At 64.8% G+C, this 14,699-nt stretch carries 16 protein-coding genes; 7 read left to right on the top strand and 9 right to left on the bottom strand.

What is annotated here, in order from left to right; genetic code table 11:
* Positions 1-50: 50 nt before the first annotated feature.
* A complete protein-coding gene (locus tag IPK66_08700; GenBank protein ID MBK8175315.1) occupies positions 51-524 on the top strand; it encodes a hypothetical protein in 474 nt (157 codons plus the stop codon).
* Positions 525-909: 385 nt separating this feature from the next.
* Positions 910-1,089 carry a hypothetical protein gene (locus IPK66_08695; GenBank protein ID MBK8175314.1) on the top strand — a complete coding sequence of 60 codons (180 nt, stop codon included), beginning with the start codon at positions 910-912 and terminating at the stop codon, positions 1,087-1,089.
* Positions 1,090-1,204: 115 nt separating this feature from the next.
* Here IPK66_08695 and IPK66_08690 read toward each other — a convergent pair whose 3' ends face one another.
* The 4 genes from IPK66_08690 to ada all read right to left on the bottom strand — a co-directional run bounded on the left by IPK66_08690 (position 1,205) and on the right by ada (position 5,333).
* Positions 1,205-2,542: a GntP family permease gene (locus tag IPK66_08690; protein MBK8175313.1), complete on the bottom strand. Its 1,338-nt coding sequence runs from the start codon at positions 2,540-2,542 to the stop codon at positions 1,205-1,207.
* Between the two features lie 207 nt (positions 2,543-2,749).
* The gene (gene alkB / locus IPK66_08685) at positions 2,750-3,403 is read right to left on the bottom strand and encodes a DNA oxidative demethylase AlkB (protein ID MBK8175312.1); all 654 of its coding nucleotides are present in this window, start codon (positions 3,401-3,403) and stop codon (positions 2,750-2,752) included.
* A 41-nt stretch (positions 3,404-3,444) separates the two neighbouring features.
* Positions 3,445-4,188 (bottom strand): 2OG-Fe(II) oxygenase, encoded by a 744-nt coding sequence (locus IPK66_08680; GenBank protein MBK8175311.1) that lies wholly within the window; start codon positions 4,186-4,188, stop codon positions 3,445-3,447.
* Positions 4,185-5,333 (bottom strand): bifunctional DNA-binding transcriptional regulator/O6-methylguanine-DNA methyltransferase Ada, encoded by a 1,149-nt coding sequence (gene ada, locus IPK66_08675; protein MBK8175310.1) that lies wholly within the window; start codon positions 5,331-5,333, stop codon positions 4,185-4,187. Before ada ends, IPK66_08680 begins: the two co-directional genes overlap by 4 nt.
* Before the next feature lie 180 nt (positions 5,334-5,513).
* Here ada and IPK66_08670 point away from each other — a divergent pair, with 180 nt between their 5' ends.
* Complete coding sequence (locus IPK66_08670; protein MBK8175309.1) at positions 5,514-5,969, top strand: (2Fe-2S)-binding protein; 456 nt, start codon at positions 5,514-5,516, stop codon at positions 5,967-5,969.
* An 11-nt stretch (positions 5,970-5,980) separates the two neighbouring features.
* Positions 5,981-8,185, top strand: a complete 2,205-nt coding sequence (locus IPK66_08665; protein MBK8175308.1) for a xanthine dehydrogenase family protein molybdopterin-binding subunit — start codon at positions 5,981-5,983, stop codon at positions 8,183-8,185.
* A gap of 45 nt (positions 8,186-8,230) precedes the next feature.
* Here the strand turns inward: IPK66_08665 and IPK66_08660 are convergent, their stop codons facing one another.
* Positions 8,231-8,482, bottom strand: coding sequence for a hypothetical protein (locus IPK66_08660; protein ID MBK8175307.1), 252 nt, complete (start codon positions 8,480-8,482; stop codon positions 8,231-8,233).
* Between the two features lie 206 nt (positions 8,483-8,688).
* The gene (locus tag IPK66_08655) at positions 8,689-9,165 is read right to left on the bottom strand and encodes a MaoC family dehydratase (protein ID MBK8175306.1); all 477 of its coding nucleotides are present in this window, start codon (positions 9,163-9,165) and stop codon (positions 8,689-8,691) included.
* Between the two features lie 200 nt (positions 9,166-9,365).
* Between IPK66_08655 and IPK66_08650 the strand changes: the two genes are divergently transcribed.
* Positions 9,366-9,875 (top strand): helix-turn-helix transcriptional regulator, encoded by a 510-nt coding sequence (locus IPK66_08650; protein MBK8175305.1) that lies wholly within the window; start codon positions 9,366-9,368, stop codon positions 9,873-9,875.
* Between the two features lie 97 nt (positions 9,876-9,972).
* Here IPK66_08650 and IPK66_08645 read toward each other — a convergent pair whose 3' ends face one another.
* From IPK66_08645 to IPK66_08635, 3 genes are all read right to left on the bottom strand, one after another.
* The gene (locus IPK66_08645) at positions 9,973-11,169 is read right to left on the bottom strand and encodes an MBL fold metallo-hydrolase (GenBank protein MBK8175304.1); all 1,197 of its coding nucleotides are present in this window, start codon (positions 11,167-11,169) and stop codon (positions 9,973-9,975) included.
* On the bottom strand, positions 11,135-11,533 hold the full coding sequence (locus tag IPK66_08640; protein ID MBK8175303.1) for a nitrogen fixation protein: 399 nt from the start codon (positions 11,531-11,533) through the stop codon (positions 11,135-11,137). The genes IPK66_08645 and IPK66_08640 overlap by 35 nt, the downstream gene beginning before the upstream one ends.
* Before the next feature lie 161 nt (positions 11,534-11,694).
* Positions 11,695-12,432 carry a Crp/Fnr family transcriptional regulator gene (locus IPK66_08635; GenBank protein MBK8175302.1) on the bottom strand — a complete coding sequence of 246 codons (738 nt, stop codon included), beginning with the start codon at positions 12,430-12,432 and terminating at the stop codon, positions 11,695-11,697.
* Between the two features lie 101 nt (positions 12,433-12,533).
* On the opposite strand from IPK66_08635, the gene IPK66_08630 reads away from it, so the two are divergent.
* Both IPK66_08630 and hcp read left to right on the top strand, forming a co-directional pair.
* Positions 12,534-12,929, top strand: a complete 396-nt coding sequence (locus IPK66_08630; protein MBK8175301.1) for a hemerythrin domain-containing protein — start codon at positions 12,534-12,536, stop codon at positions 12,927-12,929.
* Between the two features lie 42 nt (positions 12,930-12,971).
* A complete protein-coding gene (gene hcp, locus IPK66_08625) occupies positions 12,972-14,621 on the top strand; it encodes a hydroxylamine reductase (protein MBK8175300.1) in 1,650 nt (549 codons plus the stop codon).
* The last annotated feature ends 78 nt before the right edge of the window (positions 14,622-14,699 follow it).

Raw genomic sequence — 14,699 nt, 5'->3', positions numbered from 1 at the left:
CTTGAGGCCGCGTCCTCTGTGCTGGTGCCCGGCTGGCGCTTCCAGAGCACGTGCCCGTCGATAGCATCGTACTTGATCACGAAGGGGTCATAATCGCCATAATCCCCCGCGCTGTGGTGTTCGATGTCGCCGACCGCGCCCTGGGTTTCACCAACGACGTAGACGTTGCCGACGGGATCGATGGTGAGGTCGCGGGCTTGGTCGTACCCCGGCGTGCCCGGCTGGCGCTTCCACAGGATATTTCCATCGGCATCGAGCTTGATCACGAAGGCATCGTGATCACCTTTGAACTTGCCGCCCAAATTGCCGCCGGTTGCGCCGACGATATAAATGTTGCCGCTCGCATCGACGGCAACGCCGTCCGGACCATCGTCGCCCGACCGCTGGCTGCTGAACTTCCAGCTCGAAACCGGATCCTCGGCCCGCGCCGCCGGCGCGGCGAGCGCGAGGCCCGCCGCGATGATCAGCGCGCCCGCGGCGGCGCGCGTAGCTTTGCTCCCGTTCATGGTCTGCTCCCTTGGTGATAGAAAAGGATGCGGTGATGAGGTGCCCGAGAACCGCCCGGGCACTAGCCAGGAGGCGTTCGCGTTTCATAAAGGCGCGGGCGCCGATGCGCTGCTTGCGCGCGTGCACCTGGGAAATGGCGGATCGGCGGGCGCCCATGCGGCCACGTTTTCGGCAGAACGCGCCGCTGGCGAAAAGGGCCGGCACCATCGGCGATGCGCTCTTTTTTCCCATGCCCGCCCCCCTCGCAGACGCAAGTGCCGATTGACGTTTTCGCCAAGCGAGCGGGCGCTCCCCCGCTGACCTCCGTCCTGCCGAGCATCGTGGCGCCACCGCGAACCGCCGTCTGTGAGCGCGGCGACATTGGCTGGACGATTGCAGATTTTGCAAACCGGGATTGTATTTATGAGGCGGCCACACCGGGATCGCGCCCGCCGCCCGGCGTGCGGCGCTCTACGCCCGGACGAGAGCCGTCCTATTCGAGGGTTATGGCATGACAGCATCGCCGCCGACGCTGCCGGGCACGTCTTCCTCGCCGGCACCGCCCGCGTTCCCGGCTCGCCGACGTGGTGCGCAACACCGTAGCCGACGCGAATGGATTAAAAATAAGGGGAGTCTCGGATCTGGCGCGCGGAGGCGAGCCGCTGCTACGGCCGGGACGATCCTATCCCGGCCACAGCAGCGGGCGAGAGCACGCTGGCTATAGCACCACGGCGGAAATGACCCAGACCGCCGCTCCGGCGATCGTTCCCTGGACCAGCGTGCCCAGAGTCTGCAGCTTGTATCCCTGCTCCGGGCTCATGTTGGAAAACTGGGTGACGACCCAGAAGAAGCTGTCGTTGGCGTGCGAGACCACCATCGCTCCGGCGCCGATCGCAACCACGACCAGCGCTTTCGCCGTTTCGCCGTCGAGGCCGAGCGGCGTCAGCAAAGGCGCCATCAGGCCGGCCGTGGTGATGATCGCAACCGTCGAAGAGCCCTGAGCGGTCTTGATTCCCGCTGCAACGACCAATGGCAACAGAACGCCGAGAGGCGTATGGGTCAGGGTGTTACCGACGACGGCGGCGATGCCCGAATTCTGCAACACCTTGCCGAACGCCCCGCCGGCGCCGGTGATGATGATGATGATTGCGGCGTCAAGGATCGCCTTGCCGACCAAACCCTTGTCCGAGAGCATCGCCCGTTCGAGCTTCTTCGGCAGCAGCAGGGCAAGAGCAACACCGAGCAGCAGCGCGACCACCGGCTGGCCGGCAAAGCCGAGCACTTTCAAGACCACACCTTCGCCGAGCGGCTTGGTCGGAAATTCGGCAATCGAGCGCAGCACGATCAGCAGAATGGGGATGAGGATCGGCATCAGCGAGGTAAACGCAGAGGGGCTGTCCTCCATGGCCGGCAGCGGCGGCGGCGCCTCGCCGGGCTTGTCGGGCGCAATCTCAACGCGCCGGGCGACGGTGACGGCGAACAGCCAGCCGCCGATGCAGGCGATCGCGGCGACGAACATCCCCCAGAGGATGACAAGCCCGATGTCCGCCTTGATGATGCCGGCGGCGGCGATCGGCCCGGGGGTCGGCGGCACCATGGTGTGGGTGGCATAGAGCCCGAGCGACAGGGCGATCGCGCTCGCGGCGATGCTGATCCCGGCGCGCCGGCACAGTGCCTTGTTCAACGGCGACAACAAGATGAACCCCGAATCGCAGAACACCGGGATGGATACGATATATCCCATGATCGACATCGCCCCGGGGACGTTCTTGCGTCCCGTGATCTTGAGGACGCTTTCGGCCAGCCGGAAAGCGCCGCCGGACTGCTCGAGGAACGCGCCGATGATGGCGCCGGCAAGGATGACGATGCCGATATAACCGATGGTTCCACCGAATCCATCGTTGACTGACTTGACTACGTCGGCGAGGGGCATTCCGGAAAGGATTCCGAAGCCGAACGCCGCGATCAGCAAGGCAAGAAAGGGGTGAAGCTTGAGTCGTGCCGTCGCGAAGATGATGAAAGCAATCGCGGCAGCGAGGAGAAGAAAGAGCAGCATGCGGGATTTACCTCTTTTGCGGATGCTTGACCACGCCCGGCATCGTCGGGAACGGCGGCGATCATATCGCTGTTAAGTCACTGAATCACCGTAAAAATATCGCCTTTCCGCCGTCCTCGCGCGCGAATGGGTCGAAACGCCCTGTGTTTGGGTGAACCAGAGGCATCTCTCGCAAAAGAACCACGAATGCTTCGTGCCCGATTTCAATCACAAGGCCCGCCGGAACGTCAGGTTGATCCGGGCGCGGCCGACCAGCGGATGCTCGCCGTCGGCCAGCGGCAGAACGCCGTGGAAGGCCATGCGCGCCGGGCCTCCCCAGACGACGACGTCGCCGTGGGCGAGTGGGATGCGTTGCGGCCGTTGCGAGCGGCGAGGCCCACCGAAGAGGAAAACGACGCCCAGCCCCAGTGAGACCGAGACAATTGGCGCGCTTCGGTCCCGCTCGTTGCGGTCCTGGTGCAGCGAGAGCTTGGCGCCCGGCTCATAGCGATTGATCAGGCAGGCATCCGCAGCGAAGTCGTCAAAACCGGCGGCGGCGGCGGCACGCCGAGCGAGATCGGTGAATGCCTGCGGCATCGCCGGCCACGTTCGGCCGCTGTCCGGATCGATCATTTCGTAGCGGTAGCCAGCGCGATCGGTGATCCAGCCGGCAGCGCCGCAGTTGGTCATCGCGACCGACATGCGGTATCCGCCGGGTGTGACCATGTGGCGCAAGGGTGCCGCCGCCGCCACCGCCGCGACCGCATCCAGCAGCGCCCGTTCGTCCGGCCGGGCGAAGCCACCGAGCAGCACCGCGCCCTCGGCTAGCGAAACGCGGCGAGCAGGCGCGTGGTACGATGCGTCAGTGAACAGATCAGCCATGACGTCAGTGGCCGTGCATCGGCCCGCGCATATCGAGTACGTCAGGCAGCGTCATGGAAGATCAGCCCGCACGCGAGGCGCTGTCCGGAGCGCACGGTGCTGACACCATGGCGCATGACCACCCGGTGCTCGCCCCTGCGACCTCGGGTCGGACGATGGTGCACGGCGAAGACAACCGCGTCCCCGCGATTGAGCGAGACAACGCTGACGCGCGACTGGGCACGCGGGCGCTGCTCGGTAAGCACGAACTCGCCGCCGGTAAAGTCGCTGTCCGGCGTCGACAGCAAGATCGCCACCTGCAGCAAAAAGATATGCTCACCGTAAAGGTCCTGGTGCAGGCAGTTGTAATCGCCCGCTCGGTAGCGCAGCAGCAGGGGTGTCGGTCGCGACTGCCCGGCCTGATGGCAACGATCAAGCATTGCCGCAAGATTTTCGGGATAACGCTGAGCGAGACCCATCCGCTCGTTCCATCGGTTGGCGACCGGCACCAGTTGAGGATAGATCGACTCTCTCAGCGTTGCCACGATCGCCGGTAATGGGTAGGAGAAATATTTGTACTCACCCTGACCGAACCCGTGGCGCGCCATCACCACCTGGCTGCGGAAGTGCTGGCCGTGCTCGTAAAGATCAGCGATCGCTCTGCATTCCTCCGCCGTCAGGAGTGCTTCGACGCGCGCCCAACCCTCGGCGTCCAGCGCCGAACACACGCTCTCCCAGTCCAGCGCACCGATCCGGCATGCCCCGTCGGTGCCGGCCGCGCCAGTGACGCGGGCGATCCCGCTCATGTCAGGTCCGCCTCTATGCCCGGCCCTTCACCCGTCCCGTCGCGCCCGCCCTTGCTCACCGATGCCGACGCGCTCTCGCGCTCGAGCAGGGCGCACTTGCGCTCGACGCCCCACCGGTAACCTGCAAGGCTTTCGTCGCTGCGGACCACCCGGTGACATGGAATCGCCACCGCCACGGGATTGGCCGCGCAGGCTTGCGCCACCGCCCGCGCCGATTTGGGTGTTCCGAGGCGTTGGGCGATCTCGGTGTAGCTCGCGGTCGATCCGCAGGGAATGGTCCGCAGAGTCTCCCACACCCGTTGCTGGAAAACGGTGCCACGTACGTCAAGAGGCAGACTAAGGCCGGTGCCGGGCGCCTCGACGAGAGCGATCACGGCAGCGACGAGGGCCTGGAAGTCGCCGTCACCGGCGAGGATACGCGCCCGGGAAAAGCGGCGGCGCAGATCACGCAGCAGGGCATCGGGGTCGTCGCCGAGAAAAATGGCGCAGATGCCCTTCGCGGTGCCGGCAACAAGAACAACACCCAGCGAGCAATCGCCGACGGCGAAGCGGATTTCCTCGCCGTCGCCACCCAGCCGGAATGCCCCAGGCGTCATGCCCAGCACCGCCTCGGAGGTTTCATAGAAGCGGCTGTTCGAGCCGAACCCGGACTGATAGATGGCCTCGGTCACGGTGTTGCTCCCTGTCAGTTGATTGCGTACCGATCGGCTGCGATGCGCCCGCGCATAGCCTCTCGGCGTCAGGCCGGTCATGGCCTTGAAGACGCGATGAAAGTGCCAGGGACTGAGACCGGCGGCGTCCGCAAGGCCGGACAGCGTCACCGGCTCCTCGGCGTTTTCGATCGCCCGGCACGCATTTGCGACGACCGCCGCCCAGCGCGCCGCCAACGGTGGCTGGTCGGGCGTGCAGCGTTTGCAGGGACGAAAGCCCGCCGCCTCGGCATCGGCCGGGCACGCATGGAAGCGAACGTTCCTCGGGTTGGCGCGGCGGGCGGCGCACGAAGGGCGGCAATATACCCCGGTGGTGCTGACCGAATAGCAGAACGTACCGTCCGCCGACGGATCGCGCGAAACCACCGCCGCCCAACGCGGATCATGCTCCGCCGGCCCATCGTGTGTCTTTGCGCACGTTACGTCGGCCTTCATCGCCGCCTCCTTCGATCATGCTTGTCGTCGGCAGTACTGTCTCATGCGCGGGTGCCTGTGGCACTCCGCTGCTTGCGTTCAAATCGAAATGCCATCTCGCCCGGCATCCTCCTTGGCATCTGCGCCCGCTCACGCCACTTGTGTCGCAGGACAGGAATACTTCACCGGGGAAGGCACGTGATGGTCACACTGGATATCAACGGGACCGTCCATCAAATCGACGCAGATCCGGAGATGCCGCTGCTCTGGGCCCTGCGCGACAAGCTCGGACTGACGGGAACCAAATATGGCTGCGGCATCGCCGAGTGCGGCGCCTGCGTCGTTCACCTCGACGGTGAGCCTGTGCCGTCCTGCCAGACGCCGGTTTCGGCGGCGGAGGGCATGCATATTACCACAATTGAGGGTGTGAGCGGACCCGAGGCGGAAGCGGTGAAGTCCGCCTGGGCGAGGCTCGACGTCCCGCAGTGCGGCTACTGCCAGCCGGGACAGGTCATGGCGGCGGTGGCGCTGCTGAGGAGCAACCCGCAGCCCGGCGATGCCGAGATTGATGCCGCGATGACCCGCCATCTCTGCCGCTGCGCCACCTATCAGCGCATCCGCGCCGGCGTGCATGCCGCCGCGGATCAGTTGGGATAGGGAGACGCGCGATGATCGCATTCGCATCAACCGAATCGACAGACCCGCGGCCGAGCCGCCGGCAGTTCCTCCTTGCGTCGGCCGCCGCCGGCGCCGGCCTCACCCTCGGTTTCGTGTTTCCCGGCGCGCGCGCCAGCGCCGCCGATGCGACGACGCCCAGCCCGTTTGCCGCCTACCTGCGCATCGCGCCCGACAATTCGATCACGGTTCTCGCCGCCCACATGGACATGGGTCAGGGCTGCTACAACGGCATTGCCACCTTGGTCGCCGAAGAACTGGGCGCCGACTGGCAGCAGATCCGCGTCGAGGGTGCCTCGGGCAATCCGGCGCTATACGGAAACCTCGCATGGGGCGGAAAGGTGCAGGGCACCGGCGGTTCGTCAGCCATGCGCTCGTCGTTCGAGCGTTATCGCCTGGCTGGCGCGGCGGCGCGAACGATGCTGACCGCCGCAGCGGCCGAGACATGGAGCGTGCCCGCCCATGAGATCCGCATCGAGAAGGGTGTTCTGGCGCACGCATCGGGGCGTAGCGCCCGTCTGGGCGATCTCGCCGCGGCAGCCGCGTTGCAACCGGTTCCGGCGGACCTGCGATTGAAGCCGGCCTCCGACTGGACGCTGATCGGCTCCGAGAGCCTGCGCCGCTTCGATTCCGCCGATAAAGCCGGCGGCCACGAGGTGTACACCATCGATATCCGCCTTCCCGGTATGCTGACCGCAACGATCACCCATCCGCCGCTGTTCGGCGCCCGGCTCAAGTCATTCGATCCCGCGGCGGCGAAGGCGGTGGCGGGCGTCGTTGACGTCGTCACAACTTCCCGCGGCGTTGTCGTCCTCGCCGAGGACACCTGGGCGGCGCTGAGAGGACGGGACGCGCTGCTGATCGACTGGGATGAGAGCACGGCGGAACAGCGCGGCTCGGCCGACCTGCTCGCGGCCTACCACGAGATTGCCGAGCGCCCGGGCGATCATCTCGCCGCCGAGCGGGGTGATGCGCAACGCGCTCTCGCCGGCGCCGCCCGGATCATCGAGGCAACCTACGACTTTCCCTATCTCGCGCATGCGGCGCTCGAGCCGCTGGCGGCGGTCGTGGCGCGTTCGGGCGATATGCTGGACGTCTGGGGCGGCCATCAGATGCCCGATCTCTATCAGGCGGTAGCGGCGCGCATCGCCGGGGTGCCGGTCGATCACGTGCGATTGCGGGTAATGAAGACGGGCGGCGGTTTTGGCCGGCGGGCGGTCCCGGACGCGGACGTCATCGTCGAAGCGGTGGAAACGGCGAAAGCCATCGGGTTCCGGGCGCCGGTCAAGCTGGTGTGGACCCGCGAGAACGACATGCGCGCCGGCCGCTACCGGCCGATGATGGTCCACAAGGTCCGCGTCGGGCTGACCGCTGGGGGCGAGATCGCCGGGTGGCACCATCGTATCGTCGGACAATCGATCCTCGCCGGCACCCCGTTCGAAAAGGTCATGATCAAGGACGGCGTCGACCTCACCTCGGTGGAAGGAGCCTCGAACCTGCCCTACGCGATCCCGGACCTGCGCGTCGAAGTGACCAACACCAAAGTCGGCGTACCGGTCCTGTGGTGGCGCTCGGTCGGTCATACCCATACGGCCTACGTTGTCGAGACGATGATCGACGAGGTCGCGAGCGCCAGCGGGCGGGACCCTCTGGCGCTGCGTCGCGCGTTGCTCAAGGACAACCCCCGTCACCGCGCCGTGCTCGATCTCGCGGCGGCGAAGGCCGGCTGGGGCGTCCCATCGGCAACCCCAGCGGCGGCCGGTCACGGTCGTGGCATCGCGCTGCATCGCTCGTTCGATACGACGGTGGCGGAAATCGCCGACGTTTCGGTCGACGGCAAGGGTCACGTCAAAGTCGAGCGGGTTGTCTGCGCCGTCGATTGCGGCATCGCCATCAACCCCGATCAAGTGCGGGCGCAGATGGAAGGCGGCATCGGCTTCGGCCTTGGCGCGATCCTGCGCGAACAGATCGATCTTGCCGCCGGTCGTGTCGAGCAGGGAAATTTCGACGCTTATCTGCCCTTGCGGATCGAGGACATGCCGGCGGTCGAAGTGCACATTGTGGCTTCATCGGAGTCGCCAACCGGTGCTGGGGAACCCGGCGTGCCGCCGATCGGACCGGCAGTGGCCAACGCCGTCGCTGCCGCGACCGGCCAACGGGTCCGATCCCTGCCCTTCGCCCAGAACATTCAAGCCTGAGCCAGGCCATAGCCAGCGACGGCCTGGGCTTTCGTCGAACGAGGGTCAGGTCTTGCGCAGGCGCCTGGCGTTGGCGGTCACGCGGCTGTGCCACGGATCAAGGATGGCGCGTAGTGTTTTTGCGGCCCCCCTGCCGCTGGCGATATTTTCGATCCGCAAGCGCGCGAGAACACCGGCCGAATCCTGGGCTGCCTGAGCCTTTTCGGCCACCATCCGCCGATATTCCGTCGGAGAACAGGTGCCATCGGCAATCATGCGGGTCCGCCGGGCGATGGTCTCGACAGAGGCAAGCGCCATCTCGCCGAGCATCCTTGGCAGCGAGGGCGCGGTGGCCGGACCGGGCCGGGAGCGGTGTTGGCGTTTTTTCATACCAACGATATACGCTGGGCCCGGCTCCATCCGCAAGACACGCTCGGATGAGGCGATCCAGCGCGCCGGTTTGCACCGCCGATTGGCGATCCTTGCAATGACACCTTCAAGCTCCAACCCTGAAGAGCCCGCGATCACGACGCCGCCGGTGACGGGCGCCGCGGCACGACGAGCGTCATCGTAAAGCTCTGCACCACCTCGCCGTGATGATTGCGCGTCTCGCTGCGCATAATCGCCGTTCCTCGATCGGACCGGGAGGACGACGGCGTTATCGCCAACACCTCGGTCTCGACGCTCAGCACATCGCCCGGCCGGGTAGGTCGCGGCCAGGCGATCTCCCCACGCGCGCCGATGATGCCGCCGGCGAGCGGCACGCCCCCGTCGACGAGCAGGCGCATCGTCAGCGCGGCCGTGTGCCAGCCGCTGGCGGCAAGGCCGCCGAACAGGCTCGCTTTCGCCGCCGCATCATCCAGGTGAAACGGCTGCGGGTCGAAGGCGGCAGCGAAGGTGCGGATCATCGATTCGTCGAGAGTGACCGTGCCGCTGACAAAGCGCTGACCCACACGCAGGTCGTCGAGAAACAATCCGGCATCGGGGCGCGCGTTCTCCATCTTGTCATGAGAAGACAGGGTATCGATGCCTAGTGGCTCGTCCGCGCGCATGCCTCGTCTCCGATGCTTGTGACATCGCCCGTCATCATATAACTTCATTTTTTGAAGTCAATAAAAACGCCGCATCGCACCGCAACGCCGTTCAGGTTGCGCGCACGCCTGCGCCGACGTTGCGGTAGGATTGCAGTGTGAGGTGCGATATGGCCTGGGATGACATTAGCGAGAGCGTCTGTCCGATCGCCCGGTCGCTGGCGGTGCTTGGCGATCGCTGGACGCTGCTGATCATTCGCGAGTTATTCTTGGGCACGCGCCGGTTCGATGCGTTTCAGGCGCAGACCGGTGCCTCGCCGCACCTCTTGTCGAACCGGCTCAAGCGCCTCGAAAGCGATGGCGTAATCGAACGGCGCCTCTACCAACAGCATCCGCCGCGTTACGACTATCGGTTGACGGCAAAGGGGCGCGATCTGCATGCGATCGTCCTCGCGCTGCGCAGTTGGGGCTTACGCTGGGGCAACCTCGATCCCGCCGGCGAACCGGCGGTTCGGCTGGTGCATCGGGAGTGCGGCGGCGAGGTCGACGCGGCACCGGTCTGCATTCGCTGTGGCGCCGCCGTGCCGCCCCGCGACGTAGCCGCGGTCTTCGGCTACGACTTCGCCGCCGAGCGCGATGCGCGAGTCGCATCGTTCAACGCCCGCAAGCCCCAGCGATGAGCCCTCGGCCGGTCACAGCGCGCCCGCCAGATCAGATCCGTTTCCTTCGCGCCCGCGGCCTTGTCATTGAGCCAAACGACCAGGATTCCCCCCGGTGTCAGAAGGTGACGCGATCGCCGTTGCCAAGGAACGCATGGCTTTTCTTCGCCTGCGCAGATTGCTTCGAGTATCCGAGATAGGCGTCGGTTCCGCTGATGATCGGCACGCCGTGCGTTGCCGCCGTCTCTGCCCACATCCACCCCGTACAGTGATTGCAGCCCATCTTCTCCATACCGAGGGCTTTGATCTCGTCGATGATTTGGTCGAACTCCGGCTTCCAGGTATCGAAGATACTCAGATGCAGCCCGCCATAGCAGCCATAGAGACCCGGCGCAACGAGGCGCTCCCGCGCAAAGCCAAGCAGCTTCATGATACCGGGATGCCCGCAGCCGGTTACGGTTACGATCCCTTTGTCGGCGACATTGACGTAGAGAACGTTCTCGCCCGTCACCCGCAGCAGCATCGAGGCATCGAACATGTGGAGTGCGACGCCGGGGAGCAACGGGTAGAGACCGCTGCCGTCCTCACCACGTTCTTCGGTAAGAACAAGATCGCCTTCATGCGCAATCGTATTCCTGCAGATGCTGACGGCTCGGCCGTCGCGATCGTCAACCCGAATTTCGCCTTTCTCCCGCAGCAGCGCCCGATCCTGTGACTGCCACGTCGCGGGCGCGTAGATTTTCAATTTAGGGTTGTGTTTTAAAGTGGATTCGATCCCCCAGAAATGATCAAGATGCCAGTGAGACAGCACCATGAAGTCGATTTCCCCACGCTCGAGCATGGTATCGACACTTCGCCGGGCAAACGCCTCATCCATCCAAGAGGTGCTCCAGCCGGTATCGAGGAGAATCTTGCGCTGATCGCCATCGAGCAAGGTTATGGTTAGGAGAGCAGCGTATCCGCCGGCATTTTCGGCATCCCAGGCGATGTGATACTGGGATTGCTCCGAGCCACCGAAAGCAGCCATGTCCGCCTTGAAGCGGGCGTCGTCGAACCAGCCGGTTTCACTCAGAACGTCAATCGTAAGGCTTTCGACGGCGCCAATATCGGTCCGGTTATTCATCGCGGCCCCCCCCCCGTTGAATTGATCCGTAAGCAAACACCTCCGCGCGAACCCGGCGGCGCAGCGCCAAGTTCGCGCCACGCTGGATTTGCCCGAGCACACGCGACTCCAAAGCTTCTCCAGTCCATTTACAACCAGTGGACGTTCGAATGCCCGCTCAGTGATGGTGGTCGTGCTGATGATCATGGCCATTCGCGTCGCCACAGGTGCATGCCGACGCCGCTGGAGCGGTCCCATCCACTCGCTCTCCGGCGAGATAGGCGCTTACGGCCTCGATCGGATCGGACCTGGTTGTTACAACGGCGGTGATCCCCCGCCTGGCGATGCGTCGAGCGAAGCCGTCGCCAAATCCTTCGGTCAAAATGACATCGATACCATCGATCGGGTGCGGCCCATCGCCGTCGAAATCGTGGATGGCCAGTTCCTTGGGCAGGTCCAGCCGCGCGACTTCAACGGGGTGCGTGTCGGGCTGCACGTCGTAGACCAGGAAGCGGCGAGCACGGCCGGCATGTCCCGTCACCGTGCGGAAGTTCTGGCTGGTTACGGCGATTTTCATGATCGAAGCCCCTTACGCGAACGCGGCGTCGCCCTCATCGACGCGCACGCCGCCAAAGTAAAGTCAAACAGTGTGCGGATCTACTTATATTCGTGTACTATAAATACCTGTTTAGTGCAAGGCAGATTCCCCTCACCTACTCGCCGGCTGAGCCCGGAGCGTCATGCACACGGCCCGTCTCGCTCGCTGCCGATAAATGCCCGCAGGGTGACGATTTCGGAAATTTCGACCGTCGCGCCTTGTTGAATCACCCCAACCTTGCGTAAGGACAGCATCGCGCGCGAGAACGTTTCTGGTCTCATGCCGAGCCGGCGGGCGATGAGTGCCTTCGGCAGCGGCAGCGATAAGGCACACCCGCCGGGCGCCTGGGGACCACCTTGGGGGCAAAGGCGCAGAAGAAACGCCGCCAGCCGCTGCGCCGCCGACTTCATCTGCAACTGCTCGATCTGCTCGACGAGATGACGCAGGCGGAAGGACAGCGAACCCAGCATGGCGAACGCGATGTCGGGATTGTCCTGAATGCTGGAACGGATCACTACCAACGAAAGCCCCAGCGCCCGGGCGGGCGTAACCGCCTCGGCACACACCGGATAGGCGCCGCTGCCGAAGCTGGCGGCATCGGCGAATGTTTCGCCTGGCGCGACGATGGTAACGATGGTCTCACTGCCGTCGGCGCTGAGCCGGTAAAGCTTGATCCAACCATCCAGCAGGAGAAAGAACCTATCCGCAGCTTCGCCCTGGAGAAACAGAATCCCGCCCGGATCGAGGTTACGCACCCACGCTCCCGTCAGTAACGTGTGCAAGGCATCATTGCCAAGTCCGCGAAACAGTGCGGCTGCCCGCATCACGGCGGTATCACGCTCGCTCAGTCGTAGCGGCCCTGCTTGTTCGACGCCCATCCTCGCCTCCCCACACGACCCGCAGGTCAGTTGACCTGGGTCAAGTCATCCGTTCTGCCGCCCTGCTATCACTTAGCGCACCCTGACGGGAGACAACAAAAATGGGATTGACGTGGAGCGATTCGCTGGCGCTGGGCGTGCCGGTCATCGACGAGGATCATCGGGTTTCGGTCGAGCAAATGGCCGACATGGCAGCGGCGGCGGACGACGGATTAGCCACGCTGTTCGACGCGTTCGCGCAGCACATGCGCGAGCACTTCGCCCGTGAGGAAGCGATCATGGACGCATGCCATTTCCCGGCACGCGATTGCCACGCCGGCGAACACCAGCGCGTCCTGGGGATACTGACAGACCTCAAGGATAGCATTGCCCGCGGCGAGACCGGACCGATCCGTGCCTTCGCCGAGACCACCGGGCCGAATTGGTTCGTCAATCACCGCAATACCATGGACTCCGTCACTTTGGATTATGCCAGGGCAGCCGGCTGGCGTGGCTGACGCAGCCCACGATAGATCCGGATCATTTCAGGAGGCTTTCAAATGTTTTGCTATCAGTGTGAGCAGACCGCCCACGGTTCCGGTTGCACCGCTGTCGGCGTGTGCGGAAAAGACGACGAAACGGCAGCCTTACAGGATCTGCTGATCCATAGCTGCAAGGGCATCGCCATGTACGCCCACCGTGCAGGTAAACTCGGCGCCCGCGATGCCGCAATCGACGAATTTATTCTCGATGCGCTATTCACCACGGTAACCAACGTCAATTTTGATCCCCAGCGGCTCGAGGAGGTTTTGCGCCGCGCGGGCGAGATCATCGACCGGGCGGCGGCGCTTTATCGCCAAGCCTGCGCCATCGGCGGAAAGACGGCCGAATCTCTAGGCGGTCCTGCGGCTTGGGCGCCGGCAAAGGACCGGGCGGGACTGTTGACGCAGGCGCGAGCAACCGGTGTCGCCGAACGAACCCAGGAGCTTGGTGCCGATGTTACCGGGCTGCACGAACTGATCACCTATGGGCTCAAAGGCATCGCCGCCTACGCAGCGCACGCCCGCATCCTTGGGCGTGAGGACCCGGTGATCTATGCTTTCCTTTATGAGGCGCTCGATGCGATCGCGCGGCCGGAAACCGATCCCAATGCGCTGCTGACGCTCACCTTACGCTGCGGCGAGACGGCTTTGCGCACCCTGGAGCTGCTTGATCAGGCGAACACCGGCGCCTACGGCCAGCCAAAGCCGACGCCGGTACGCATGGGCCACGTTCCCGGCAAGGCGATCCTCGTCTCCGGTCACGATCTGCGCGATCTCGAGGCGCTGCTGGAACAGACCGCCGGCACCGGTATCAACGTTTATACCCACGGCGAGATGCTGCCCGCGCACGGCTATCCTGAATTGAAGCGTTTCCCTCACCTGGCTGGACACTACGGCGGCGCCTGGATGCGACAAAAGAACGAGTTCGCAGACTTCCCCGGCGCCATCCTGATGACCACCAACTGCATTCAGGCGCCGCAGCCGTCCTATCGCGACCGCATCTTTACCAGCGGCGTCGTCGCCTGGCCGGGTGTTCCCCACATCGCCGATCGCGACTTTTCCGCGGTCATCAATGCAGCCCAGACGGCGGATGGTTTCGCGCAAGCCTCGGACGCACGCACGCACCTGACCGGCTTCGGCCACGGCGCAGTCCTGTCGGTTGCCGATACGGTGATTTCCGCAGTGCGTGATGGCAAAATCGGTCGCTTCGTCCTCATCGGCGGATGCGACGGCGCTGAGGTCGGCCGCAACTATTATACCGAGTTGGCCGAGGCGCTGCCGCCGGACTGGATCGTGCTGACCCTCGGTTGCGGGAAGTTCCGCGTCACCGGGCTGGACCTTGGCGAGGTCGCGGGCCTGCCACGGCTTCTCGACATGGGCCAGTGCAACGACGCCTTCTCGGCGATCCGGGTTGCACAGGCACTGGCCGAGGCCTTTGGAGTCGGCGTCAACGATCTGCCGCTCGAGCTGGTCATTTCCTGGTACGAGCAGAAGGCGGTTGCCGTGCTGCTGGCACTGCTCCATCTCGGCGTTACCAACATTCGCCTCGGTCCCAAGCTGCCGGCCTTCGTCACCCCGACGGTCCTGCAGATCCTCGTCGATAAATTCGCCATACGCCCGATTGGGACTGTCGAGACCGACCTCGCGCAAATGTGCTCCGCCGCATGACCTGACGTCCGCGATCCAAGCGCTCTCGCCATCGCGAAGCCGCCGCTCCATAAACGGGCGGCGGCCGGTCGGTGAGGG

It is taken from the genome of Rhodospirillales bacterium (assembly GCA_016712595.1).
In the GTDB taxonomy this organism is placed as follows: Bacteria; Pseudomonadota; Alphaproteobacteria; order Rhodospirillales; family Defluviicoccaceae; genus Defluviicoccus.
This window is presented reverse-complemented; position numbering and strand designations above follow the sequence as displayed.

What these genes read in the sequence shown, in the direction of transcription:
- IPK66_08695 (MBK8175314.1), top strand. Translation starts at nt 910, where the DNA reads ATGAGGCGGCCACACCGGGATCGCGCCCGCCGCCCGGCGTGCGGCGCT.
- IPK66_08690 (MBK8175313.1), bottom strand. Translation starts at nt 2,542, where the DNA reads ATGCTGCTCTTTCTTCTCCTCGCTGCCGCGATTGCTTTCATCATCTTC.
- alkB (MBK8175312.1), bottom strand. Translation starts at nt 3,403, where the DNA reads ATGGCTGATCTGTTCACTGACGCATCGTACCACGCGCCTGCTCGCCGC.
- IPK66_08680 (MBK8175311.1), bottom strand. Translation starts at nt 4,188, where the DNA reads ATGAGCGGGATCGCCCGCGTCACTGGCGCGGCCGGCACCGACGGGGCA.
- ada (MBK8175310.1), bottom strand. Translation starts at nt 5,333, where the DNA reads ATGAAGGCCGACGTAACGTGCGCAAAGACACACGATGGGCCGGCGGAG.
- IPK66_08670 (MBK8175309.1), top strand. Translation starts at nt 5,514, where the DNA reads ATGGTCACACTGGATATCAACGGGACCGTCCATCAAATCGACGCAGAT.
- IPK66_08665 (MBK8175308.1), top strand. Translation starts at nt 5,981, where the DNA reads ATGATCGCATTCGCATCAACCGAATCGACAGACCCGCGGCCGAGCCGC.
- IPK66_08660 (MBK8175307.1), bottom strand. Translation starts at nt 8,482, where the DNA reads ATGGCGCTTGCCTCTGTCGAGACCATCGCCCGGCGGACCCGCATGATT.
- IPK66_08655 (MBK8175306.1), bottom strand. Translation starts at nt 9,165, where the DNA reads ATGGAGAACGCGCGCCCCGATGCCGGATTGTTTCTCGACGACCTGCGT.
- IPK66_08650 (MBK8175305.1), top strand. Translation starts at nt 9,366, where the DNA reads ATGGCCTGGGATGACATTAGCGAGAGCGTCTGTCCGATCGCCCGGTCG.
- IPK66_08645 (MBK8175304.1), bottom strand. Translation starts at nt 11,169, where the DNA reads ATGGCCATGATCATCAGCACGACCACCATCACTGAGCGGGCATTCGAA.
- IPK66_08640 (MBK8175303.1), bottom strand. Translation starts at nt 11,533, where the DNA reads ATGAAAATCGCCGTAACCAGCCAGAACTTCCGCACGGTGACGGGACAT.
- IPK66_08635 (MBK8175302.1), bottom strand. Translation starts at nt 12,432, where the DNA reads ATGGGCGTCGAACAAGCAGGGCCGCTACGACTGAGCGAGCGTGATACC.
- IPK66_08630 (MBK8175301.1), top strand. Translation starts at nt 12,534, where the DNA reads ATGGGATTGACGTGGAGCGATTCGCTGGCGCTGGGCGTGCCGGTCATC.
- hcp (MBK8175300.1), top strand. Translation starts at nt 12,972, where the DNA reads ATGTTTTGCTATCAGTGTGAGCAGACCGCCCACGGTTCCGGTTGCACC.